Source organism: Streptomyces sp. NPDC107517 (genome assembly GCF_055582645.1).
The window spans coordinates 383031-406470 of record NZ_JBVJPM010000002.1 but is presented as its reverse complement, the minus strand read 5'-3'; the positions used below and the strand labels follow the sequence as shown (position 1 = coordinate 406470).

Genomic DNA, 23440 nt, shown 5'->3' with positions numbered 1-23440 from the left:
TCCTCTGCGTGGGACTACTGCTTGTCGAAGCGCGGGGTGTCCTGCGGCGTCTGGGTCGGCGACTGCTGGCCCTGCCCGCCCTCGATGGCCTGCTGCGACGAGGAGGAACCGCCCGACAGCTCGGCCTTCATCCGCTGGAGTTCCAGCTCTACATCCGTACCACCGGAGAGGCGGTCCAGCTCGCTCTGGATGTCGTCCTTGGCGAGGCCGGACTGGTCGTCGAGGGCGCCGGAGGCAAGCAGCTCGTCGATCGCGCCGGCCCGGGCCTGGAGCTGCGCCGTCTTGTCCTCGGCACGCTGGATGGCCATGCCCACGTCGCCCATCTCCTCGGAGATGCCGGAGAAGGCCTCACCGATCCGGGTCTGCGCCTGGGCCGCCGTGTAGGTCGCCTTGATCGTCTCCTTCTTCGTACGGAAGGCGTCGACCTTGGCCTGGAGGCGCTGCGCCGCGAGGGTGAGCTTCTCCTCCTCGCCCTGGAGGGTCTGGTGCTGCGTCTCCAGGTCGGTGACCTGCTGCTGGAGGGCGGCCCGACGCGAGAGCGCCTCGCGGGCCAGGTCCTCGCGGCCGAGCGCGAGCGCCTTGCGGCCCTGGTCCTCCAGCTTGGACGACTGATTCTGGAGCTGATTGAGCTGCAGCTCAAGGCGCTTGCGCGACGTCGCCACGTCGGCCACACCGCGGCGCACCTTCTGGAGCAGCTCCAGCTGCTTCTGGTACGAGTAATCGAGGGTCTCGCGCGGGTCCTCGGCCCGGTCAAGGGCCTTGTTCGCCTTCGCGCGGAAGATCATCCCCATACGCTTCATGACACCGCTCATGGGCTTCGCGCGCCCCCTTCTGACAGATCCAGCAGACGTCCAGCACCAGCACTGCGACAGAACCCACAGTACGGGTCCTGCCTCTATTACCGCACTGTTCAGGTGCGGATGCGCTCATCCCCAAGGACGACTGCGTACGGTCCCGCTCCGGCGCAGGGAGTAGGTGTCCCCCCGGGGTGGCCGGTTCGACGAGCACGCGGTGCAGCTGCCGGGAACGCTCAGCAACAGTGACGCAGGGTGTTGCCGGATCGTTCCCCACTCGCCCGACGTCCATGCGCCCGCACCACGTACCCTTGGCTTTTGTGTTCCGTAGCCGATCCAAGGACGAGAAGGCCCAGGGCGCCAAGGCGCCGGTGACCGACTCCACGCAGCCCCGTGACCCGCAGGCCCCCAAGGGCCGCCCCACGCCCAAGCGCAGCCAGGCCCAGACCCAGCGCCGCAGCGTGGCCAATACGCCGACGACCCGCAAGGAGGCGTCGAAGCGGCAGCGCGACGAGCGCCGCACCGCGATGGAGCGGCAGCGCCAGGCGCTCGCCAGCGGTGACGAGCGTTATCTTCCCGCCCGCGACAAGGGTCCGGTGCGAAAGTTCGCGCGCGACTTCGTCGACTCGCGCTTCTGCATCGCCGAGTTCTTCCTGCCCCTGGCGGTGGTCATCCTCGTGATGACCATGATCCGGGTCTCCAGCCTGCAGAACATCGCGCTGCTGCTCTGGCTCATCGTGATCGTGCTGATCGTGCTCGACTCGGTCGTCACCGCGTTCCGCCTGAAGAAGCGCCTGGCCGAGAAGTTCCCGAACGAGCCCAAGAAGGGCGCCGTCGCGTACGCCCTGATGCGCACGCTCCAGATGCGCCGGCTCCGTCTGCCCAAGCCCCAGGTCAAGCGCGGGGAGCGGCCCTGAGCACGGAGGCTTTCTCCGGTGACGCCGCAGCCTCCTGGCTCGGCAGGCTCGACGGTCTGCGCAACGTCGTACGCCAAGAGCTCGTGGCGCGGCAGCTCGACGAGCAGCTCGCCGCGCGCTACCCCGTGGGACAGCGGCTGCGGGTGCTCGACGTAGGCATGGGCCAGGGCACGCAGGCCCTGCGCCTCGCCCGTGCCGGACATCAGGTGACCGGGGTCGAGCAGGATCCCGGGATGGTCGCCGCGGCACGGGCCGCGCTCGCCCAGGAGCCCGAGGGCATCCGCGGCCGGGTGCGTCTCGTGGAGGGCGACGGCCGGGAGACCGGGGTGCACTTCCTGCCCGGCAGCTTCGACGTGGTTCTGTGCCACGGGGTCCTGATGTACGTGGAGGACCCCGACGCACTGCTCGCGGGCCTGGCGCGGATGCTGGCCCCCGGCGGCCTGCTCTCGCTCCTCGTGCGCAACGGTGACGCGCTCGCCATGCGGCCCGGCCTCGCCGGTGACTGGCAGGCGGCGCTCGGCTCCTTCGACACGACCTCGTACCGCAACCGGCTCGGGCTCGACGTGCGAGCCGACCGGCTCGGCCCGCTGACCGCCACGCTGGCCGGGATCGGGGCTCCGCTGCACGCCTGGTACGGGGTGCGGGTCTTCACGGACACGGCGGGGGACGACGCGCCCGTGCCGCCTCCCGGCGAGTTCCACACGCTGCTCGCGGCGGAGGAGCGGGCGGGCCGCACGGAGCCGTACCGCCGGGTGGCGGCGCTGCTGCACCTGTGTGGCGTGCGCGGCTGACGGCCCCGGCGCGCCCCCTGTTCGGCGGTCCACCGCAGGCAGGAACAACGGGACGACAGTGACAATCCGGGCATGGATCCTTTCCGTGCCCGTTCCCGTGCCCGCTCTCTTTCCGGTTCCCGTACGCGTACCCGTGCCACGCGCAGCGGGTGTGCCCGCGTTCCGCGGATCGCGCTGCCGCTGACCGCCGTCGTCTGCTCGGTGGCCCTGCTGGGCGGCTGCTCCGGCTCCGACTCCTCCGGCCCGACCGGCCCGTCGCCGAAGCCGTCCGGCACCACGGAGCAGGCCGCGGCCCTCTCCGGCAACGCTCTGCAGGCCGACTACCAGAAGGTGATCAGGGACGTCCTGCCGTCGGTCGTCCAGATCCAGGCCTCGTCCGAGCTCGGCTCCGGGGTCGTCTACGACGACAAGGGGCACATCGTCACCAACGCCCACGTGGTCGGCGGCGAGAAGACGTTCAAGGTGACCACGTCCAACAGCGAGAAAGAGCTGACCGCGACGCTCGTCTACGCCTACCCCGCCCAGGACCTCGCCGTCATGAAGCTGGACAAGGTGCCCGAAGGGCTCGAGCCGGCGAAGTTCGCGGACTCGTCCAAGGTCGAGGTCGGCCAGATCACCCTGGCGATGGGCTCGCCGCTCGGCCTGTCCTCCAGCGTCACGCAGGGCATCGTCTCGGCGACCGGGCGCACCGTCAGCGAGAACCCCACGGGCGGCGGGACCGGCGCCACCATCGGGAACATGGTGCAGACGTCCGCGGCGATCAACCCGGGCAACAGTGGCGGCGCCCTCGTCAATCTCGACGGGCAGGTCGTCGGCATCCCGACAGTCGCCGCGACGGACCCCAACATGGGCGGCGGCGCGGCGCCCGGCATCGGGTTCGCGATCCCCTCGTCCATGGTCACGACGGTCGCCGGCCAGGTCGTCAAGAAGGGCAAGGTCACGGACTCGGGGCGGGCCGCGCTCGACATCACGGGCCGTACGGTGCTCAGCGACTCCTACCAGCCGGACGGGGTCGCCGTCGTGGACGTCAACGACGGCGGGGCCGCGCAGAAGGCCGGAATCAGGTCCGGGGACGTCATCACCAAGGTCGGCGACGCGAACATCAACACGATGGTGTCGCTCGCGGAGCAACTCGCCGCCCACAAGCCCGGCGACAAGGTCTCGGTCACCTACGTGAGGAACGGGGCCGAGAACACGGTCGAGGTCACGCTCGGCGAGATGTAGGACGGACGTATCGGGAGACGGCGCACGACAGAAGGGCGGCGACCCGCGCCGCAGCCGAAGCCGCCGCGACAGGCGACGCCTTCGGGACGGCCGGTGCGGGTCGCCGCCCTTCCCGGCGTTCCGGACGCAGCTGTGGACCTACGCCGGCGCGTCCTCCGCGTGCAGGCCCATCGGGCCGTAGATCACCGCGTCGTCCTCGAAGAGGGTGACCTGGTCGGCGCCGCCTTCCGCGAGGGCCTTCCAGTACTCGCCGATCCACGACTCCGCGTCGCCCTGAGTCGTGAACTCCTCGGGCTGCACCGCCGGCTGGACCTCCGTCCCGTCCGACTTCTCGAACCTCCACGTCCACGCCGCCATGTCAGCCTCCAGGGAGTCAACGGACCAGCTCACAGTCTCACTACTGCCCGGAAGCCTAGCCGGGCGAGCGCCACTCGCGGTGGCGCGGGAGGATCTTCCCGTGGAACTCACTCTGCTCGGCACCGGCGCCCCCACCGGTCTGCCCCGCCCGGACTGCCCCTGCGCGGCCTGCGCCACCGCCCTCGGGCCGGGTGGCGCGCGGGCCGCGACCGCGCTCCTGATCGACGGCACGCTGCTGCTCGACCTCACCCCGGGAGCGGCGTTCGCCGCCGCCCGCTCGGGGCACAGCCTCAGCGGCGTACGGCAGGTGCTGCTCTCGCATCCGCACGACGGGCCGCCCGTCGAGGTGCCGGCGGGGCTCGTGACGCCGGCCCGGGTGCCGGACGGGAGCGAGCTGGCGCTGCTGACCGGGCACCGCGTGCGGGCCCTGCCGATGGACGCGCCGGGCACGGGCTACGAGGTGACCGGGCCGGACGGCGAACGGCTGCTGTACCTGCCGCCGGGCGCGGCGCCCGCGGGCTTCGAGGAGGCCGAGCGGCCGTACGAGATGGTGCTCGCCGACATCGTGGACCGCCCCGACGCGGCGGCGCGGCTGCGGGCCGTGGGCGCGATCGGCGCGACGACCGATGTGCTCGCGGTCCACATCGACCACGACGTGCCGCCGGGGCCCGAGCTGACGCGCCGTCTCGCGGCGGCGGGCGCGCGGGCCGTGCCGGACGGGACGACGCTCGTCGTGGGGGCGTACGAGGACGTGCCGGACGTGCCGCGCAGGACGCTGGTCCTCGGCGGGGCCAGGTCGGGGAAGTCGGTCGAGGCCGAGCGGCGCCTGGAGGCGTTCCCGGGCGTGCTGTACGTGGCGACGGGCGGCACGCGGGGCGGGGACACCGAGTGGTCGCAGCGGGTGGCGCTGCACCGTGAGCGGCGCCCGGGCTCCTGGAACACGACGGAGACCTGCGACCTCGTGCCGCTCCTCGCGCAGGACGGACCTCCGCTGCTCATCGACTGCCTGTCGCTGTGGCTGACGTACGCCATGGACGAGGTGCGGGCCTGGGACGACGCCGAGTGGGCGGGCGGCGGGGAGCGGGCGCTGCGGGAGAAGGTCGCGGCGCTGACGGAGGCCGTGCGCGGCACCTCGCGCACGGTGGTCGCCGTGTCGAACGAGGTGGGTTCCGGGATCGTCCCGGCCACGGCGTCGGGCCGCCGCTACCGGGACGAACTGGGGCGCCTGAACACGGCGTTCGCGGCCGAGTGCGAGCAGGTACTGCTCGTGGTGGCCGGGCAGGCGCTGGTGCTGCGCGGCTGACGCGGGGCGGTCGGTCGGGGTTCGGGCAGCTTCGGTCAGGGCCGGTCTCTGCCGGGCCCTGCGGTGTTCTTGCGGGCGACGATCCGGTAGGCGTTGGAGAAGCGGGTGCGGCCCGCGAGCGGGGCGAGCAGCTGGTCCGCCGCGTAGGCCGCGGCGACGAGCGGCACGACGGCGTACGTCAGGGCCGTGCGGAGCCCGCGCTGGAGCGGGGTCGGGGCCTTGCTGCGCCAGGGGGCGTCGGCGCCCGGCAGCCAGTGGCCGAGGAACAGGGCGAGCCCGGCGGTGAGGTCGAGCGGGACGTGCGCCTCGCGGCGGTCGGTCGCGACGACGGTGTAGCCGAGGCGCTCCAGCTCGCGGCGGAGGTTGTCCATCGGGATGAGGTGCAGGTGCTGGGGCTGGAAGTACGACACCCACCACTTGCCGAGCAGCTTCGCGTAGCGGCTCTCGGGGTCGGGGACCTCGATGAGGAGATGGCCGCCGGGGCGCAGGACGGTGCGGGCGGCCTTGAGTTCGTCGCGCGGGTCCGTGGCGTGCTCCAGGTAGTGGAACATGCTCAGCGCGTCGTAGCGTCCCGCGAGCGCGGGGGCGAGTTCGGTGAGGGTGCCCCGGTGGGCCTCCTCGACGCGGCCGGCCCTGCGGCCCTCCTCGACCGCGGCTCCGGCGTCCAGCCCGTCGAAGGCGGTGTACGGGTGGACCTCCTTGGCGGCCGCCGGGAAGTGGCCCTGTCCGGTGGCGACGTCCAGCCAGCTCTCCGGCTCGACGAGGGCCGGCAGGGTGCGGGCGGCGGCGCGGTGACGGCGGGCCGAGCGCCGCGCCGCGTGCTGGGCCTTCAGGAGTCTGGCGGAGTGGCCGGCGTTGAGCCCGTCGTAGAAGTCCCGGTAGTAGAAGGCCAGTCCCTCGGGGGTCAGGCGCGGGTTCTGGAAGGAGTGGGAGCAGGCGCGGCACTGGTCGACGACGAAGTTGCCGGGCTTGTGCTGGAGGAGGTCGGTGGTCCGCAGCCGGGTGCGCAGCCGGCTGGAGCCGCACCAGGGGCAGTCGGTCCTGCGCGGCTCGTGGAACCGGTCGGTGCCCTGGGCGAGTTCGGTGAGATAGGCGGGCCGCCGCTCGGCGACGGCCTCGGTCGTGGGGGTCATCACGAACTCCTGTGGGACGGTCCGAGGGGCGCCACACCACCCTGGGGCGATACGACAATCCGGGGCATCCTGGAACGTAAAGGATCACGGAGAGACCCGCAATGACGCTGCGGATCCGATGCATCGCATGGCGTAACACCACGTCATGCCCGGTGTCGGGGAACGGCCGGTACTGTTCGGCGAATGAGCTCGCTGAATCTCGACGACTTCACCGATCTGATCGAGCGCCCCGACGGCGGGACGCGCCGCGACGCCGAGGAACGCCGCGCCCGCTTCGCGGTGCCGCCCGGCGCGCTCGGCCGCCTCGACGAGCTGGGCGAGTGGCTGTCCGCCGCCCAGGCCGCGGTACCGGTCAAGCCGCTGGAGCGCCCGCGCGTGGTGCTGTTCGCGGGTGACCACGGGATCGCGCAACTCGGGGTGTCGGCGCGGCCCGCGGGCAGTGCCGCGGAACTGGTGCGCCAGGCCGTCGAGGGCGGGAACGCGTCCGCGATCCTCGCGCGACGCCTGGGCGTTCCGGTGCGGATCGTCGACATGTCGCTGGACTGCGAGCCCGACGAGCTGCCCGCCGAGGTCGTACGGCACCGGGTGCGCAGGTCGTCAGGGCGCATCGACATCGAGGACGCTCTGACCCCCGAGGAGGCGGAGGCCGCGTTCCGCGCGGGCATGGCCGTCGCCGACGAGGAGGCGGACTCCGGCACGGACCTGGTGGTGCTCGGCGATCTCAGCGTGGGCGGGACGACGGCGGCCGCGACGCTGATCGCGGCGCTGTGCGGGACGGACGCGTCCGTGGTGACCGGGCGCGGCGGCTCACCGATCGACGACCTGGCGTGGATGCGCAAGTGCGCGGCCGTGCGGGACGCCCTGCGGCGGGCCAGGCCCGTACTCGGCGACCAACTGGCACTGCTCGGCGCGGTGGGCGGCGCGGACCTCGCCGCCGCGACCGGCTTCCTGCTGCAGAGCGCGGTGCGGCGTACGCCGGTGATCCTGGACGGCGTCGTGTCGGCGGCGTGCGCGCTCGTCGGGCAGCGGATCGCGTTCCGGGCGCCGGACTGGTGGCTGGCCGGCCAGGCGAGCGGGGAGCCCGCGCAGGCGAAGGCGCTGGACAGGATGGCGATGGAGCCGCTGCTCGACCAGGGCGTGACGGTGGGCGAGGGAGCGGGGGCGCTGCTCGCGCTGCCGCTGGTGCAGGCCGCCGCGGCGCTGGCCGCGGAGCTCCCGCAGGCCGCCGACGAACCGCAGGTCACCGAGGCGGCCACCGAGGAGCCGGAGGCGGCCGACGCGACCGAGTAGGGCACGCGGCACGCTGCTTGACGGCGGGTCACGGCAGGCTTCGGCCCTGCCGCGACCCGCCGTTTCACGTCCCGGCGATGCTCGACCCAGATCGCCTGAAATGCCCCATATGCTCCCTGCTTATGGCAGCTGAACAGACGACCTCTCCACCCGCGCGCCGCGCCCGCGCCTCCACCCCCACCACGAAACGGGCGGCCGCCTTCACCGTCTGGTACCTGCGCGTCGTCACGTTCATCAACTTCCTGAGCGCGGTCTGGGTCTCCCTCGGCCAGGACCTGCAACGGCACAACACCGACGACTACTTCACCCCGTACCTGCTGACGGCCGGCTTCGCCTCCGGGGTCTTCACCTGGTTCCTGGCGATCACGATGCGCCGCCGCAAGCGCGCCGCGTGGATCCTCAACCTCGTACTCAGCGGGCTGTTCCTGCTGCTTTTCATCCTCGTGATGTTCTTCCCCGAGGTGCGCCGCTACGCGCAGAACTGGATCTCGGTCGTCCTGACCGCCGCGTTCGTCACCGCGCTGCTGCTCGGGCGGCGGGAGTTCTACGCGAAGGGCGACCGCTCGAACCCGAAGCTCGCGGCCGCGGTCGGGGTCGGCGGACTCCTCGTGACATCCCTGTTCGCGACGTTCCTCGTGACCGTCACCAACCAGGCGCACGACGGGTACTACTCGACGTTCCTGGAGCGCTGGCGCTACGGCACCCTGCGCCTCATCTCGGTCGCCACCGACGAGTCCCGCTACCCCGGCATCACATCGCCGAACTGGGTCAACGTCGTCATCAACATCCTGAGCACCCTCCTCCTGTTCGCCGTCGCGTACGCCGCGTTCCGCTCCCGCAAGGCCGTCGACCCGATCACCCCCGACGACGAGGCGAAGCTGCGCACGCTGCTCGACAAGGACGGCGGCCGCGACTCGCTCGGCTACTTCGCGCTGCGCCGGGAGAAGAGCGTCGTGTGGTCGCCGACCGGCAAGGCGGGCGTCGCGTACCGCGTCGTCGGCGGGGTCTCGCTCGCGTCGGGCGATCCGATCGGCGACCCCGAGGCCTGGCCCGGGGCGATCGACCTCTGGCTCATGGAGGCGCGCGAACACGGCTGGATCCCGGCCGTGATGGGCGCGAGCGAGGAGGCGGGCACCATCTACGCGCGGCACGGCCTCGACGCCCTCGAACTCGGCGACGAAGCCATCGTCGAGACAGGCGAGTTCACACTGGAGGGGCGGGCCATGCGCACCGTCCGGCAGGCCTACAACCGGGTCAGGCGCGCGGGTTACGAAGTGCGGATCCGGCGCCACGAGGACATCCCCGCCGACGAGATGACGTACCTGCTCCAGCGCGCCGACGACTGGCGCGACGGGGCGACCGAGCGCGGCTTCTCGATGGCGCTCGGCCGGCTCGGCGACCCGGGCGACGGGCGCTGCGTGATGCTCGAATGCAGGGACGGGAAAGGCGAGTTGAAGGCGGTGCTCTCGTTCGTCCCGTGGGGGCCCGAGGGCCTCTCGCTCGATCTGATGCGGCGTGACAGGGACTCCGAGAACGGGCTGATGGAGTTCATGGTCATCGAACTGCTCCAGCGGGCCGAAGAGATCGGGATCACACAGGTGTCCCTCAACTTCGCGATGTTCCGGTCCGTCTTCGAACGTGGCTCGCGGCTCGGCGCCGGCCCGGTGCTGCGCCTGTGGCGCTCACTGCTCAGCTTCTTCTCACGGTGGTGGCAGATCGAATCCCTCTACCGGGCCAACGCGAAGTACCGGCCCATCTGGGAGCCCCGCTTCCTGCTCTTCGAGAAGAGCGCCGACCTGCCGCGGATCGGCCTCGCCTCCGCACGCGCCGAGGGCTTTCTGGAGGCGCCGGGCCTGCCGAACTGGATGCACCGCAGGCATCTGGAGCCGCGCCCGTGAGATCCCCGGCCGCCCTGGCCCGCGCCGAGTGGGGCCCGCTGTGGTCGACGGTGCGCCGGGGGCACGTCGCCGGGAAGTGGCGGGCGGCGCCGATGACGCTCGGCGCGGTCTGCCTCACGGCCCTGTTCCAGCACCTCCAGAACCGGTCCTGGGGTTACCGGTTCGTGCAGGACATCGGCTCCGTGCGGGCCGAGGACCCGCTGTGGCTGTCCCTGCTGCGCACCCCCCTGTCCCTCTTCGTGCCGGCGCTCGACCTGCCCGTGTGGGGCGCCCTGGCACAGATCCTGATCGTGTTCGGCATCGCGGAGATCTGCCTCGGCCGGTGGGTCACGCTCGCCGTCGGATACGCCGCCACACTCGCCGGCACCCTCTACGCCCGCCTCGCCATCGCCGTCGGCCCCGACGGACCGCTCGGCCTGCCCGCCTCCGACGCGCGGATCGTCGACAACGGCCCGTCGGCGGCGGTCGTCGGCCTCGCCGTCTACGTGTGCTGGCGCTATGGCGCCCGGTACACGGCGGCCGTGGTGGTCGCCCTCATGCTGATCGAGGCGGCCGTGAAGCCGAACCTCGCGGGCAAGGAACATCTGGCGGCGATCAGCGCGGTCGCCCTGGTCGCCGTGGCGCGGTGGGCGCTGGGCACCGTGCGTCACCGGGGTGTCGAGCGCCCCGGGTCGGGTGTGCCGCCGATCAGGTCCTGAAAGCCCCGGCTCAGCCTCGACCAGCGCCGGTCGTGCCGGTAGGCGCGCAGCCGCGATCTCGCCCTGGCCTTCGGGCGCCGCCGGTACCAGCGCTTCGCCCACGCCGATCCGGGCCGCGCGAGCCTGATGGCCCCGAACAGCGCGACGAACGGCACGAGTACGCCCACCACCGCGAGCCGGGGCTTCCCCTTGAACATGGCCAGCACCACGAACAAGAGGTTCACCAGGACCGTGAGGATCGCGGTGCCGCGCCCCTGCTCCTCTCGTCCCGTCACGTCGTTCACGCCGAGCGGCGAGAAGCCGCTGAGGACGAGCAGCCCGAGCGCCGCAGCGAGGACCACCACCTCGACGCTCTGCCGGCCCTGCTCGGTCCAGTAGACGTCGGCGAGGTGCAGGATCAGGGCGAACTCGTCGAGGACCAGGCCCGCGCCGATCCCGAAGATCACCCCGCAGATCGAGGCGGCGACGCCGTGCCGCCCGCTGCCGACCGCGCCGAACCCGCCGATGACGGTGAGGATCACGCCGGGCACCACGTGGTGGATGTGCAGGCCGCCCGGGGCGACGTTGCGGAACGGCCCGCGCCCGGCGCGGATGAGGCGCGTGATCGTACGGGTCACGGCGAAGGTCAGCAGGAACGCGGCGAGGGCGAGCAGCAGTGGCAGCTTCCCCGGCTCGACGATGTTCCGGTACCACCAGTCACCCATGCGGCCATCCTGCCGCCGGGGCCCGGGCGCCGCCCGCTGTGCTGGGCCCCCCGGGTAGCCTGCCCAGATGCCCGCAACCCCGGCCGACGGCCTCCGCTTCGCCTTCGGCACCCTCACCGTGCTCCCGGTCGAGGTCACCCGCTGGGACCGCGAGGCGGCACGCGCCGGAATGCTCTGCGCCCCCGTCGCCGGGCTCGTCGTGGGCCTGGCCGCCGCCGCGCTCGGCGGACTCCTGACGCTGCTCGGCGCCGGTCCGCTGCTCGCAGCCGTGGCGAGCGTGAGCGTTCCGGCCGCGCTGACCCGGGGACTGCACCTGGACGGGCTCGCCGACACCGCCGACGGCCTCGGCAGCGGTAAGCCGGCCGAGGACGCGCTGCGCATCATGAAGCAGTCGGACATCGGCCCGTTCGGCGTCATCACGCTCGTGCTCGCGCTCCTCGCCCAGGTCGCCGCGCTCGCCGAGCTGTACGCGGATTCGTGGGCCCGCGGCGCGCTCGCTGCCGTCGTCTCGGCACTCACCGCCCGGCTCGCGCTCACGCTGGCCTCGCGCACCGGTGTCCCGCCGGCCCGGCCCGAGGGCCTGGGCGCGGCCGTCGCCGGAACGGTGCCCGTGCGCGGGGCGCTGCTCGCCGCCGCCGTCACCGTGTGCGCCGCCGGGGCCGCGGGCGCCGTCACCGGCTCGCCGTACGGCGCCGTTCGCGGCGCAGCGGCCGCCGTCCTCGCCTGCTGCGCGGCCGAACTCCTGCTGCGCCACTGCGTGCGCCGCTTCGGCGGGGTGACCGGCGACGTCTTCGGCGGCGTCGCCGAGACCGCCGCCACCGCCGCCCTCGTCGTCCTCACTTTCGGCTGACACGGCCGCTGTCGCATACCGCGAAGCGCACCCTCGCGCCCACGGGCGTAGGCTCCCTTGGGGGCCATACACCCCACGGCCCGTCAGAACTCGTTCAGACACCATGAAAGTAGGGACCTCACCACCGTGACTGCTCTGACTCTCAGCACCGCCGCCGCGTCCGGCCTGCGTGCCGACGCGATCGTCGTCGGTGTGGCGAAGGGTGCCGCCTCCAAGTCCGGAGGACTCGTCGTCGCCCCCGGCGCGGAGGCCGTGGACAAGGCCTACGACGGCAAGCTCGCCGCCGTCCTGGAGACCCTCGGCGCCACCGGCGGTGAGGGTGAGGTGACGAAGCTCCCCGCCCCCTCCGGCTTCAAGGCTCCGGTCGTCCTGGCCGTCGGTCTCGGCCCGGTGCCGGAGAAGGACGAGTCGTACGACGCGGAGGCCCTGCGCCGCGCCGCCGGTGCCGCCGCCCGCGTGCTGGCCGGTGCGAAGAAGGCCGCGTTCGCGCTGCCCGTCGGGGACCCGGGTGACGCGGGAGCGATCGCCGAGGGCGCGCTGCTCGGCGTGTACTCCTTCGACGCCTACAAGGAGTCGGCCCAGGAGGGCAAGAAGAACGGCAAGGCGCCGCTCGGCGAGATCGCCCTGCTCGGTGCCAAGCCCCGCGACAAGGCGTTCAAGGCCGCCGTGGAGCGCGCCCTCGCCGTGACCGAGGAGCTCAACCGCGCCCGCGACCTGGTCAACACCCCGCCGAACGACCTGACCCCGGAGGCCTTCGCCGCCGTCGCCTCGGCCGCGGCCAAGGAGCACGGCATCAAGGTGCAGGTCCTCGACGAGAAGGCGCTCGTCAAGGGCGGCTTCGGCGGCATCCTCGGCGTCGGCGCCGGCTCGGAGGCCCCGCCGCGCCTGGTGAAGCTCTCCTACACGTCGTCGAAGGCGGACAAGCACCTCGCCTTCGTCGGCAAGGGCATCACGTACGACTCGGGCGGCATCTCCCTCAAGCCGGCCGGTCACAACGAGACGATGAAGTGCGACATGGCCGGCGCCGCCGCCGTGTTCGCCGCCGTCGTCGCCGCGGCCCGTCTCGGTCTCGCCGTGAACGTCACCGGCTGGCTGGCGCTCGCCGAGAACATGCCGTCGGGCTCGGCCACCCGCCCCGGCGACGTCCTTCGCATGTACTCCGGCAAGACCGTCGAGGTCCTGAACACGGACGCCGAGGGCCGCCTGGTCCTGGCCGACGCCATCGCCAAGGCCTCCGAGGAGACCCCGGACGCGATCGTCGACGTGGCCACGCTGACCGGCGCGATGGTGCTGGCGCTCGGCAACCGCACGTTCGGCATCATGGCGAACGACGAAGCCTTCCGTACGTCGATCCACGAGGTCGCCGAGGAGGTCGGCGAGCCGTCCTGGCCGATGCCGCTCCCCTCCGACCTGCGCAAGGGCATGGACTCCGCCACCGCCGACATCGCCAACATGGGCGAGCGCATGGGCGGCGGCCTGGTGGCCGGCCTCTTCCTCCAGGAGTTCGTCGGCGAGGGCATCACGTGGGCCCACCTCGACATCGCGGGCCCGGCCTTCAACGAGGGCGGCGCGTCCGGCTACACGCCCAAGGGCGGCACCGGTTCCGCGGTCCGTACGCTGGTGCGCCTCGCGGAGCGCACGGCCGACGGTGACCTCGGCTGACGCAGAGCGGCACGGTCGACGGCCCCCGGGTGCGAAGGCGCCCGGGGGCTGTTCGCTTTCAACGAAATCCGCAGCCTCCCGGACCCCGTCACCCGGGTTTCAGGTGTAACCGCCGTCTCACCCCCGGGCCCGGCGTCCCGTCCGCCGTCGACAAGTGCGAGGATGGGTCCTTGGCAGGACAGGGCCCCCACCACAGGGCCGAAGCATAAGCGGCCGGACACCAGCCGCCGCCCGGTCACCGCAGACCGGCGTACGGCGCACATGCATGGAGGACGTGACGTGGCGAACGACGCCAGCACTGTTTTCGACCTAGTGATCCTCGGCGGTGGCAGTGGCGGTTACGCCGCGGCCCTGCGCGGAGCGCAGCTGGGCCTGGACGTCGCCCTGATCGAGAAGAACAAGCTCGGGGGCACCTGCCTGCACAACGGCTGCATCCCGACGAAGGCCCTGCTGCACGCCGGCGAGATCGCCGACCAGGCGCGCGAGGCCGACCAGTTCGGCGTCAAGACCTCCTTCGAGGGCATCGACATCGCGGGCGTCCACAAGTACAAGGACGACGTGATCTCCGGCCTGTACAAGGGCCTGCAGGGTCTCGTCGCCTCCCGCAAGGTGACGTACATCGAGGGCGAGGGCCGCCTGTCGTCCCCGACCTCCGTGGACGTGAACGGCCAGCGCGTCCAGGGCCGTCACGTGCTCCTCGCGACCGGCTCCGTGCCGAAGTCTCTGCCGGGCCTGGAGATCGACGGCAACCGCATCATCTCCTCGGACCACGCGCTGACGCTGAACCGCGTCCCGCAGTCCGCGATCATCCTCGGCGGCGGCGTCATCGGCGTCGAGTTCGCCTCCGCGTGGAAGTCCTTCGGCACCGACGTCACCGTCGTCGAGGGCCTCAAGCACCTCGTCCCGGTCGAGGACGAGAACAGCTCCAAGCTTCTTGAGCGCGCGTTCCGCAAGCGCGGCATCAAGTTCAACCTCGGCACCTTCTTCGAGAAGGCCGAGTACACGCAGGACGGCGTCCGCGTGACCCTCGCCGACGGCAAGACCTTCGAGGCCGAGGTCCTCCTGGTCGCCATCGGCCGCGGCCCGGTCTCGGCCGGTCTCGGTTACGAGGAGCAGGGCGTCGCGATGGACCGCGGCTACGTCCTGGTCGACGAGTACATGCAGACCAACGTGCCGACCGTCTCGGCCGTCGGTGACCTCGTCCCGACGCTCCAGCTCGCGCACGTCGGCTTCGCCGAGGGCATCCTGGTGGCGGAGCGTCTGGCCGGTCTCAAGACCGTCCCGATCGACTACGACGGTGTGCCGAAGGTGACGTACTGCCACCCCGAGGTCGCCTCCGTGGGTATCACCGAGGCCAAGGCCAAGGAGATCTACGGTGCGGACAAGGTCGTCGCTCTGAAGTACAACCTGGCGGGCAACGGCAAGTCCAAGATCCTCAAGACCGCGGGCGAGATCAAGCTCGTCCAGGTCAAGGACGGTGCTGTGGTCGGCGTCCACATGGTCGGTGACCGTATGGGCGAGCAGGTCGGCGAAGCCCAGCTGATCTACAACTGGGAAGCGCTGCCCGCCGAGGTCGCCCAGCTCATCCACGCCCACCCGACGCAGAACGAGGCACTCGGAGAGGCCCACCTGGCCCTCGCGGGCAAGCCGCTGCACTCGCACGACTAGGTCAGGCCGCAGGCTGGACCCAGTCGTCCCTGTCGTCCCCTGGGCGCGACGACCGACCACAGACTTCCGCACTTCCCCAAGCTCTCAACATCGCTCGAGCAGGGGAGACCCCACTAAGGAGCAACAGAAACCATGTCGGTTTCCGTATCCCTTCCGGCGCTCGGTGAGAGTGTCACCGAGGGCACCGTCACCCGCTGGCTGAAGGCCGAGGGCGAGCGCGTCGAGGTCGACGAGCCGCTGCTCGAGGTCTCGACCGACAAGGTCGACACCGAGATCCCCTCGCCCGCCGCCGGCATCCTGGCCTCCATCAAGGTCGCCGAGGACGAGACCGTCGAGGTCGGCTCCGAGCTGGCCGTCATCGACGACGGCACGGGCGCGCCCGCCGCCGCCCCGGCTCCGGCCGCTGCCGAGGCCCCGGCCGCCGCTCCGGCCCCCGTCGCCGAGGCCCCCGCGGCCCCTGCCGCCGCCCCGGCCGCTCCGGCCGCCCCCGCCGGTGCCGCTTCCGGCACCGACGTCGTGCTGCCCGCTCTCGGCGAGTCCGTCACCGAGGGCACCGTCACCCGCTGGCTGAAGGAGGTCGGCGAGGAGGTCGCGGAGGACGAGCCCCTGCTCGAGGTCTCCACGGACAAGGTCGACACCGAGATCCCCTCCCCCGTCGCCGGCGTTCTCCTGGAGATCTCCGTCGGCGAGGACGAGACCGCCGAGGTCGGCGCCAAGCTGGCCGTCATCGGTGCTCCCGGTGCCGCTCCGGCCGCCGCCCCGGCCCCGGCCGCCCCGGCCCCGGCTGCCGCTCCGGCCCCGGCCCCGGCCCCGGCTCCGGCCCCGGCCCCGGCCCCGGCTCCGGCCCCGGCCCCGGTCGCCGCTCCGGCCCCGGTCGCCCCGGCTGCCCCGGCTGCCCCGGCTGCTCCGGCCGCTCCGGCCGTCCCGGCTCCGGTCGCCGCTCCCGCTCCGGTCGCCCCCGCCGCCCCGGCCCCCGCCGCGGTCGCCGGTGACGACGGCGCGTACGTGACCCCGCTGGTGCGCAAGCTCGCGTCGGAGAACGGCGTGGACCTGGGCACCGTCAAGGGCACCGGCGTCGGCGGCCGTATCCGCAAGCAGGACGTCATCGCGGCCGCCGAGGCCGCGAAGGCCGCCCCGGCCCCCGCCGCCGCTGCTCCGGCCGCCGCGAAGGCCCCGGCCCTGGAGGTCTCCCCCCTCCGCGGCCAGACGGTCAAGATGACCCGCATGCGCAAGGTCATCGGCGACAACATGATGAAGGCGCTGCACTCGCAGGCCCAGCTGACCTCGGTCGTCGAGGTCGACATCACCAAGCTGATGAAGCTGCGCGCCAAGGCGAAGGACGCGTTCGCGGCCCGTGAGGGCGTCAAGCTCTCCCCGATGCCGTTCTTCGTCAAGGCCGCCGCCCAGGCGCTGAAGGCCCACCCGGTCATCAACGCCCGGATCAACGACGACGAAGGCACCATCACGTACTTCGACTCGGAGAACATCGGCATCGCCGTTGACGCCGAGAAGGGTCTGATGACGCCGGTCATCAAGGGCGCGGGCGACCTGAACATCGCCGGGATCTCGAAGAAGACCGCCGAGCTGGCCGGCAAGGCCCGCGGTGGCGGCCTCACGCCGGACGACATGTCCGGCGCGACCTTCACGATCTCCAACACGGGCTCGCGCGGTGCGCTCTTCGACACCGTCATCGTGCCGCCGAACCAGGCCGCGATCCTGGGCATCGGCGCCACGGTGAAGCGTCCGGTCGTCATCAACCACCCGGACCTCGGCGAGACCATCGCCGTCCGGGACATGACGTACCTGTCGCTCTCCTACGACCACCGTCTGGTGGACGGCGCGGACGCCGCCCGCTACCTGACCACGGTCAAGGCGATCCTGGAGGCCGGCGAGTTCGAGGTCGAGCTCGGCCTGTAACTCTCGTCTCATCAGCGTGTACGCCCCTGTCCGGAGGTCTTCCGGACAGGGGCGCCGCCGTATTGTCTAGAGGTCAACGCACCTTGGGGTCCCTGCCCCCTCCGGAGGAGCCATCATGACCGCGCCCGTCGTCCACTCGCTGCGCGAACAGATCCGCGAGCACATCGTCGAGGGGATCGTCAGCGGGCGCTGGAAGCCGGGCGAGCGCATCGTGGAGCGTCGCATCGCGACGGAGCTCGAGGTCAGCCAGACGCCCGTGCGGGAGGCCCTGCGGGAGCTGGAGAGCCTGCGCCTGATCGAGTCCGCCCCCAACAAGGGCGTACGGGTGCGGAATCTGACGGCCGCCGACCTGGAGGAGAGCTACCCCGTCAGGGCCGGTCTCGAGGCCATCGCGGCGGAGCTCGCGGCCGGGAAGCTGGCCGAGGACTGCTCGGCCCTCGAACCCCATGTGGCGGCCCTCTACCGCGCCGACCAGGAGGCCGACGGGACGGGCCAGGTGCGGCACACGGTCGCCTTCCACCGCGAACTGGTGCGTGCCGCGGGGAACTCCGTACTGCTGCACACCTGGGAGGGCCTCGGCATCGAGGTGTTCACGGCCCTGTCGATCCGGTGGCTCGGCACCGTCCAGCAGTCGTACGCGGAGGAGCACGAGGCGCTCGTGGCCGCGTTCCGGCGCCGGGATCCGGCGATCGCCGAGCTGGTGAAGGCGCACGTGCTCGGCTGCGCCCCGCGCGCCTGAGCCACACCCCGCTCAGACGTCGCCGCGCCGCGCCTCCCACCTGCGAGAATTCGCCGCTCCGCCTTCGAAAACAAGGCACCCGGTGCCCCGTTCAATGGCACCGGATGCCCACTTTCTCCGTCTGAGGAAGTTTTCTCCTTGAACCCTTTGATCGATCATCGATCAGGGGGTTACAGTCGCCGACGGGTCTCCACCAGAGACCCACGCCCTGTCCTGCCAAAGACCTAGGGCACCCCCACCCTTTCCGCTAAGGGAACCCCCCTCCGACTCAGGAAGGCGGCGCAATGACCGACCCCTCCGCAATCCAGCCGAGCGAGCTCGACCAGCTCCCGGACCGCGACCCCGAGGAGACCGCCGAATGGCAGGCCTCCCTGGACGCCGTTACCAAGGCGGCCGGGCCGCACCGTGCCGCGTACCTGATGCGCCGCACGCTGGAGCGCGCCGAGGGCTCAGGCCTGGCGCTGCCGAAGCTCCTCGAGACCGACTACGTCAACACCATCCCGACCGCCGCGGAGCCGGCGATCGAGGGTGACGAGGCGCTGGAACTGAAGATCGCCGCGTGGAACCGCTGGAACGCGGCCGCGATGGTGACCCGTGGCTCCAAGTACGGCGTCGGCGGCCACATCGCCACGTTCGCCTCGGCGGCCTGGCTCTACGAGACCGGCTTCAACCACTTCTTCAAGGGGAAGGAGGGCGACGGCTCCGGTGACCAGCTGTACATCCAGGGCCACGCCTCCCCCGGCATCTACGCCCGTGCCTTCCTCGACGGCCGTCTGAGCGAGCAGCAGCTCGACCACTTCCGCCAGGAGTCCGGCGGCGACGGCCTGCCGTCGTATCCGCACCCGCGGCGCCTGCCCTGGCTGTGGGAGTTCCCGACGGTCTCCATGGGTCTCGGCCCGCTGTCGGCGATCTACCAGGCGCGGTTCAACCGCTACCTCACCAACCGCAAGATCAAGGACGTCTCCGCCTCGCACGTGTGGGCGTTCCTCGGTGACGGCGAGATGGACGAGCCCGAGGCCACCGCGGCCCTGGCGCTCGCCTCGCGTGAGGGTCTGGACAACCTGACCTTCGTCATCAACTGCAACCTGCAGCGCCTCGACGGCCCGGTCCGCGCCAACTTCCGCGTGGTCCAGGAGCTGGAGGCGCAGTTCCGCGGTGCCGGCTGGAACGTCATCAAGACGCTCTGGGGCTCCGCCTGGGACGAGCTGTTCCAGCTCGACACGACCGGCGCTCTCGTGCGCCGGCTGCGCGAGGTGCCGGACGCCCAGTTCCAGACGTACGCGACGCGCGACGCCGCCTACATCCGCGAGCACTTCTTCGGCTCCGAGCCCGCGCTCGTCGAGCTGGGCAGGCTGCTCACGGACGACAAGATCGCCGAGTGCTTCAAGGTCTCGCGCGGCGGCCACGAGCCCCGCAAGGTGTACGCGGCCTACCGTGCGGCCCTGTCGCACGAGGGCGCGCCGACCGTGATCCTGGTCCAGACGGTCAAGGGCTTCACGCTGGGCAAGGGCTTCGAGTCCAAGAACGCCAACCACCAGATGAAGAAGCTGACGGTGGACGAGTTCAAGGACATGCGTGACCTCCTTGACCTGCCCATCTCCGACAGCCAGTTCGTCGACGGCCAGGTCCCCTACGGCCACCCGGGCGCCGACTCCCCCGAGGTCCGCTACCTCCAGGAGCGCCGCGCGGCCCTCGGCGGCCCCGCGCCGGCCCGCCGCACCCACGCGATCGCCCCGCTGCCGGCCCCGGCCGACAAGGCGTTCGCGTCCTTCGACAAGGGCTCCGGCTCGCAGTCGGTCGCGACGACCATGGCGTTCGTACGCCTGGTCAAGGACCTCGTACGCGACAAGGAGACCGGCAAGCGCTGGGTGCCGATCGTCCCGGACGAGGCGCGCACCTTCGGCATGGAGTCGCTGTTCCCGTCGCTCGGCATCTACTCCCCCAAGGGACAGACGTACGAGCCGGTCGACCGCGACCAGCTGATGTACTACAAGGAAGCCACGGACGGCCAGATCCTCAACGAGGGCATCACCGAGGCCGGCTCCATGGCGGACTTCATCGCCGCCGCCAGCGCGTACTCCACGCACGGCGAGGCGATGATCCCCTTCTACATCTTCTACTCGATGTTCGGCTGGCAGCGCACGGCCGACCAGATGTGGCAGCTCGGCGACCAGCTGGGCCGCGGCTTCCTGGTGGGTGCGACCGCGGGCCGTACGACGCTGACGGGTGAGGGTCTGCAGCACGCGGACGGTCACTCGCCGGTCATCGCGGCGACCAACCCGGCCGCGCTGTCCTACGACCCGGCGTTCGCCTACGAGATCGGCGCGATCGTCAAGGACGGTCTGCGCCGCATGTACGGCGAGGCGGCCCCGGGCGAGGACCGGGACGTCTTCTACTACCTGACGGTCTACAACGAGCCGATGCCGCAGCCGGCCAAGCCCGCGGGCGTGGACGAGGGCATCCTCAAGGGCCTGTACCGCTTCAACACCGCCGAGTCGGCCGGGGTGAACGTCGCGGCCGCCAACGCCCCGCGCATCCAGCTGCTCGGCTCGGGCACGGCGATCCACTGGACCCTCGAGGCGCAGAAGCTGCTCGCCGAGGAGTGGGGCGTTGCCGCCGACGTGTGGTCCGCGACCTCCTGGACCGAGCTGCGCCGCGACGCCCTGGAGGCGGACGAGGCGATCCTGCGCGGCGAGGAGCGCACTCCGTACATCCGTAAGGCGCTCGACGGCGCCCAGGGCCCGGTCCTCGCGGTCTCCGACTACATGCGTCAGGTCCCGGACCAGATCGCGCAGTGGGTCGAGCAGGACTACTCCTCGCTCGGTGCGGACGGCTTCGGTCTCTCCGACACCCGTGAGGCGGCCCGCCGCCACTTCGGCATCGACGCGCAGTCGATCGTCGTCGCGGCCCTGGCCCAGCTCGCCCGCCGCGGCGAGGTCAAGGCCTCGGCCGTGAAGGAGGCGCGCGAGCGCTACGGCCTGTAGTCCCTTGTCATGCGTGCCCCGTCCCGATTGCCGGGGCGGGGCACGCGTGCGTGAATGAGGAGGAGTCCGCAGGGGGGCGCCGTTCAGGGGAGATGTACGTCCATGAAGATCTCCAAAACCCCGTCAGCACCCTGCTGGGCGGACCTCTCCACGCCCGACAGCGACGCGGCCCGGCTCTTCTACGAGGGTCTCTTCGGCTGGCACAGCGAAGTGGCGGAGGGCTACGGCATCTTCAGGTCGGGCGGCGAGCCGGTCGGCGGCGTCGCCGCGACCACGAGCCCGAAGGAACCGTCGGCGTGGCTGCCGTACTACCAGTCGGCCGGGGTCGACGCCGTCATCGCGCGCGTGAAGGGCAACGGCGGCACGGTGGTCACGAGTCCGCAGACCATCGAGGAGGACGGCGTCCTCGCGGTCTGCCAGGACCCGTCGGGGGCCGCGTTCGGCCTGTGGCAGCCGATCACGAACACGGGCTTCGGCGTGGTGAACGCGCCGGGGACTTTCTGCTGGTTCGAGCTCCTGACCCGCGATCCGGACGGCTCCATGGACTTCTACCAGTCCGTACTGGGCTGGGGCGCGAAGCGGCACCCCTACGGGGGCGGCGGCACCTACACCGAGTGGAGCGTCGACACCGAGCCCTTCGGCGGGATGCTCGACACGGCGTCGGGCTCGTTCCCCGAGGATCTGCCGGCGCACTGGATGGTGTACATCGCGGTCGAAGACACCGACGCGACGGCGGCCCGCTGCAAGGAACTCGGCGGGCGGATCCTGGTGCACCCGACGTCCATCGAGCCGGGCCGGTTCGCGGTGCTCGCCGATCCGCAGGGCGCCTCGTTCGCGGTCATCACGTACACCCCGCGCTGAAGGCCCGCATCATGGGCGTATGCGTGCTGCCCGCCTGATCAAGATGGTGTTGCTGCTCCAGTCCCGGCCGTCGATGACGGCGGGTGAGCTGGCGCGCGAGCTGGAGGTCTCGGAGCGGACCGTGACGCGGGACGCGCAGGCGCTGTCCGAGGCGGGCGTGCCGGTGTACGCGGACCGGGGCAGGGCGGGCGGGTACCGGCTGATCGGCGGGTACCGCACGCGGCTGACGGGTCTGGCGCGCGGTGAGGCGGAGGCCCTGTTCCTGTCCGGAGTGCCGGGCGCGCTGCGGGAGATGGGCTTGGAAGACGCGGCGTCGGCCGCGCGGCTGAAGGTGTCGGCGGCGCTGCTGCCCTCGCTGCGGGACGCCTCGCGGACGGCGGCGCAGCGGTTCCATCTGGACGCGCCGGGCTGGTTCAAGGAGCCCCGGACGCCCGAGCTGCTGCCGGCGGTGGCGGACGCGGTGTGGGACGACCGGGTGGTGCGCGCCCGCTACCGGCGTGACGAGGCGGAGAGCGCGCGGGAGGTGGTGCGGGAGCTGGAGCCGTACGGGCTCGTCCTGAAGGCCGGTGTCTGGTATCTGTGCGCCCGGGTCACCGGCGGCGGGACCCACCGGGTGTACCGGATCGACCGGTTCACCGGCGTCGAGGCGGGCGGGGAGCGTTTCGTACGGGACGAGGAGTTCGATCTGCCGGGGTTCTGGGAGGAGCGGGCGGAGGAGTTCGCGCGGTCCATTCTGCGCGCGGAGGTCGTCCTGCGGCTGTCCCCCGCGGGGCTGCGGCAGCTTCCGTACGCGACCGAGCCCGCGTCCGTGCGCGCGGCGCGGGAGTCGGCGGGCGAGCCCGACGAGGAGGGGTGGGTGACGGTGACTCTGCCGGTCGAGTCGGAGGACGTCGCGTACGGGCAGTTGTTCGGGCTCGGACCCGAGGCGGAGGTCGTCGCTCCCGCCGCGCTGCGTGATCGCTTCGCACAAGCGGCACGGCGGATGGCGGACCGCTACCGGTGAGCCGCCGCGCGCCGCGCCGTCGGCATGTGCGCGCATAACGAAACGGCGCAGCTCCGGCACCTCGGCGTGCGTGCCCGACCCCCAAGGCAGATGCTTGTCCCGTGATGGACGAGACGGAGTTCTGGGAGATCGTGGACAGCACCCGCGAGGCCGCCGAGGGCGACCCCGAGGACCATGCCGAGCTGCTCGTCGACCGGCTGCTCCAGGCCGACCCCGACGCGGTGCTCGACTTCGCCCGTCACTTCGAGTCCCGCTACCACCGCGCCTACCGCTGGGATCTGTGGGGCGCCGCGTGGGTACTGCTCGGCGGCGCGAGCGACGACGCGTTCGACTACTTCCGCTGCTGGCTGATCGGCCAGGGCCGGGAGGTCTTCGAGGGCGCGCTGCACGAGCCGGACTCGCTCGCCGATCTCCTGGGGGACTTCGACGAGGAGATCGACGGGGACGGCGAGGAGCTCGGCTACGCGGCTGACGAGGCGTACGAGGAGCTGACCGGGGCGGTGGCGCCCGATCTCGGCATCCCGGCCGGGCCCGCGGAGCCGGAGGGAACCCCTTTCGACTTCGAGGACACGGCGGAGCTGCAGCGGCTGTACCCGAAGCTCTCGGAGCGCTTCGGGTTGCAGGGGGCGTAGGCGTCGCAGGCCTTC

20 protein-coding genes are annotated in these 23440 nt (G+C 72.0%); 16 read left to right on the top strand and 4 right to left on the bottom strand.

Annotation, left to right across the window (positions count from 1 at the left end):
* Positions 1 to 14 precede the first annotated feature (14 nt).
* Complete coding sequence (locus ACZ67T_RS05560) at positions 15 to 812, bottom strand: PspA/IM30 family protein (protein WP_266669760.1); 798 nt, start codon at positions 810 to 812, stop codon at positions 15 to 17.
* 272 nt (positions 813 to 1084) lie between these two features.
* Between ACZ67T_RS05560 and ACZ67T_RS05555 the strand changes: the two genes are divergently transcribed.
* From ACZ67T_RS05555 to ACZ67T_RS05545, 3 genes are all read left to right on the top strand, one after another.
* Positions 1085 to 1711 carry a DUF3043 domain-containing protein gene (locus ACZ67T_RS05555; protein WP_469981696.1) on the top strand — a complete coding sequence of 209 codons (627 nt, stop codon included), beginning with the start codon at positions 1085 to 1087 and terminating at the stop codon, positions 1709 to 1711.
* Positions 1712 to 1794: 83 nt separating this feature from the next.
* On the top strand, positions 1795 to 2502 hold the full coding sequence (locus ACZ67T_RS05550; RefSeq protein WP_469981695.1) for a class I SAM-dependent methyltransferase: 708 nt from the start codon (positions 1795 to 1797) through the stop codon (positions 2500 to 2502).
* 180 nt (positions 2503 to 2682) lie between these two features.
* Positions 2683 to 3726, top strand: coding sequence for a S1C family serine protease (locus ACZ67T_RS05545; protein ID WP_469982266.1), 1044 nt, complete (start codon positions 2683 to 2685; stop codon positions 3724 to 3726).
* A 138-nt stretch (positions 3727 to 3864) separates the two neighbouring features.
* Here the strand turns inward: ACZ67T_RS05545 and ACZ67T_RS05540 are convergent, their stop codons facing one another.
* Entirely contained in the window at positions 3865 to 4083 is a 219-nt protein-coding gene (locus tag ACZ67T_RS05540) for a hypothetical protein (protein WP_100592141.1), read from the bottom strand.
* A gap of 100 nt (positions 4084 to 4183) precedes the next feature.
* Between ACZ67T_RS05540 and ACZ67T_RS05535 the strand changes: the two genes are divergently transcribed.
* A complete protein-coding gene (locus ACZ67T_RS05535) occupies positions 4184 to 5386 on the top strand; it encodes a bifunctional adenosylcobinamide kinase/adenosylcobinamide-phosphate guanylyltransferase (protein WP_469981694.1) in 1203 nt (400 codons plus the stop codon).
* Between the two features lie 35 nt (positions 5387 to 5421).
* On the opposite strand, the gene ACZ67T_RS05530 is transcribed toward ACZ67T_RS05535, so the two are convergent.
* A complete protein-coding gene (locus ACZ67T_RS05530) occupies positions 5422 to 6519 on the bottom strand; it encodes a class I SAM-dependent methyltransferase (RefSeq protein WP_469981693.1) in 1098 nt (365 codons plus the stop codon).
* A gap of 183 nt (positions 6520 to 6702) precedes the next feature.
* Between ACZ67T_RS05530 and cobT the strand changes: the two genes are divergently transcribed.
* The 3 genes from cobT to ACZ67T_RS05515 all read left to right on the top strand — a co-directional run bounded on the left by cobT (position 6703) and on the right by ACZ67T_RS05515 (position 10405).
* Positions 6703 to 7809 (top strand): nicotinate-nucleotide--dimethylbenzimidazole phosphoribosyltransferase, encoded by a 1107-nt coding sequence (gene cobT, locus ACZ67T_RS05525; RefSeq protein WP_469981692.1) that lies wholly within the window; start codon positions 6703 to 6705, stop codon positions 7807 to 7809.
* A 122-nt stretch (positions 7810 to 7931) separates the two neighbouring features.
* On the top strand, positions 7932 to 9707 hold the full coding sequence (locus ACZ67T_RS05520) for a phosphatidylglycerol lysyltransferase domain-containing protein (RefSeq protein ID WP_469981691.1): 1776 nt from the start codon (positions 7932 to 7934) through the stop codon (positions 9705 to 9707).
* Positions 9704 to 10405, top strand: a complete 702-nt coding sequence (locus tag ACZ67T_RS05515; RefSeq protein ID WP_469981690.1) for a hypothetical protein — start codon at positions 9704 to 9706, stop codon at positions 10403 to 10405. The genes ACZ67T_RS05520 and ACZ67T_RS05515 overlap by 4 nt, the downstream gene beginning before the upstream one ends.
* Here the strand turns inward: ACZ67T_RS05515 and ACZ67T_RS05510 are convergent.
* Positions 10354 to 11109 (bottom strand): hypothetical protein, encoded by a 756-nt coding sequence (locus ACZ67T_RS05510; RefSeq protein WP_469981689.1) that lies wholly within the window; start codon positions 11107 to 11109, stop codon positions 10354 to 10356. The two genes, ACZ67T_RS05515 and ACZ67T_RS05510, sit on opposite strands and share 52 nt — an antisense overlap.
* Before the next feature lie 67 nt (positions 11110 to 11176).
* Here ACZ67T_RS05510 and ACZ67T_RS05505 point away from each other — a divergent pair, with 67 nt between their 5' ends.
* The 9 genes from ACZ67T_RS05505 (at position 11177) to ACZ67T_RS05465 (ending at position 23425) form a co-directional block, all read left to right on the top strand.
* Positions 11177 to 11959, top strand: a complete 783-nt coding sequence (locus ACZ67T_RS05505) for an adenosylcobinamide-GDP ribazoletransferase (RefSeq protein WP_469981688.1) — start codon at positions 11177 to 11179, stop codon at positions 11957 to 11959.
* 126 nt (positions 11960 to 12085) lie between these two features.
* Positions 12086 to 13621 (top strand): leucyl aminopeptidase, encoded by a 1536-nt coding sequence (locus tag ACZ67T_RS05500; protein ID WP_469981687.1) that lies wholly within the window; start codon positions 12086 to 12088, stop codon positions 13619 to 13621.
* A gap of 279 nt (positions 13622 to 13900) precedes the next feature.
* On the top strand, positions 13901 to 15289 hold the full coding sequence (gene lpdA, locus ACZ67T_RS05495) for a dihydrolipoyl dehydrogenase (RefSeq protein WP_469981686.1): 1389 nt from the start codon (positions 13901 to 13903) through the stop codon (positions 15287 to 15289).
* 132 nt (positions 15290 to 15421) lie between these two features.
* Positions 15422 to 17206: a 2-oxoglutarate dehydrogenase, E2 component, dihydrolipoamide succinyltransferase gene (sucB, locus tag ACZ67T_RS05490; protein ID WP_469981685.1), complete on the top strand. Its 1785-nt coding sequence runs from the start codon at positions 15422 to 15424 to the stop codon at positions 17204 to 17206.
* Between the two features lie 115 nt (positions 17207 to 17321).
* A complete protein-coding gene (locus ACZ67T_RS05485; protein ID WP_100592131.1) occupies positions 17322 to 17945 on the top strand; it encodes a GntR family transcriptional regulator in 624 nt (207 codons plus the stop codon).
* 284 nt (positions 17946 to 18229) lie between these two features.
* Positions 18230 to 20929, top strand: coding sequence for a pyruvate dehydrogenase (acetyl-transferring), homodimeric type (aceE, locus tag ACZ67T_RS05480; RefSeq protein ID WP_469981684.1), 2700 nt, complete (start codon positions 18230 to 18232; stop codon positions 20927 to 20929).
* 102 nt (positions 20930 to 21031) lie between these two features.
* Positions 21032 to 21790 carry a VOC family protein gene (locus ACZ67T_RS05475; RefSeq protein WP_469981683.1) on the top strand — a complete coding sequence of 253 codons (759 nt, stop codon included), beginning with the start codon at positions 21032 to 21034 and terminating at the stop codon, positions 21788 to 21790.
* Between the two features lie 19 nt (positions 21791 to 21809).
* Positions 21810 to 22793, top strand: coding sequence for a helix-turn-helix transcriptional regulator (locus ACZ67T_RS05470; protein WP_469981682.1), 984 nt, complete (start codon positions 21810 to 21812; stop codon positions 22791 to 22793).
* Between the two features lie 104 nt (positions 22794 to 22897).
* On the top strand, positions 22898 to 23425 hold the full coding sequence (locus ACZ67T_RS05465; RefSeq protein ID WP_469982264.1) for a DUF4240 domain-containing protein: 528 nt from the start codon (positions 22898 to 22900) through the stop codon (positions 23423 to 23425).
* The last annotated feature ends 15 nt before the right edge of the window (positions 23426 to 23440 follow it).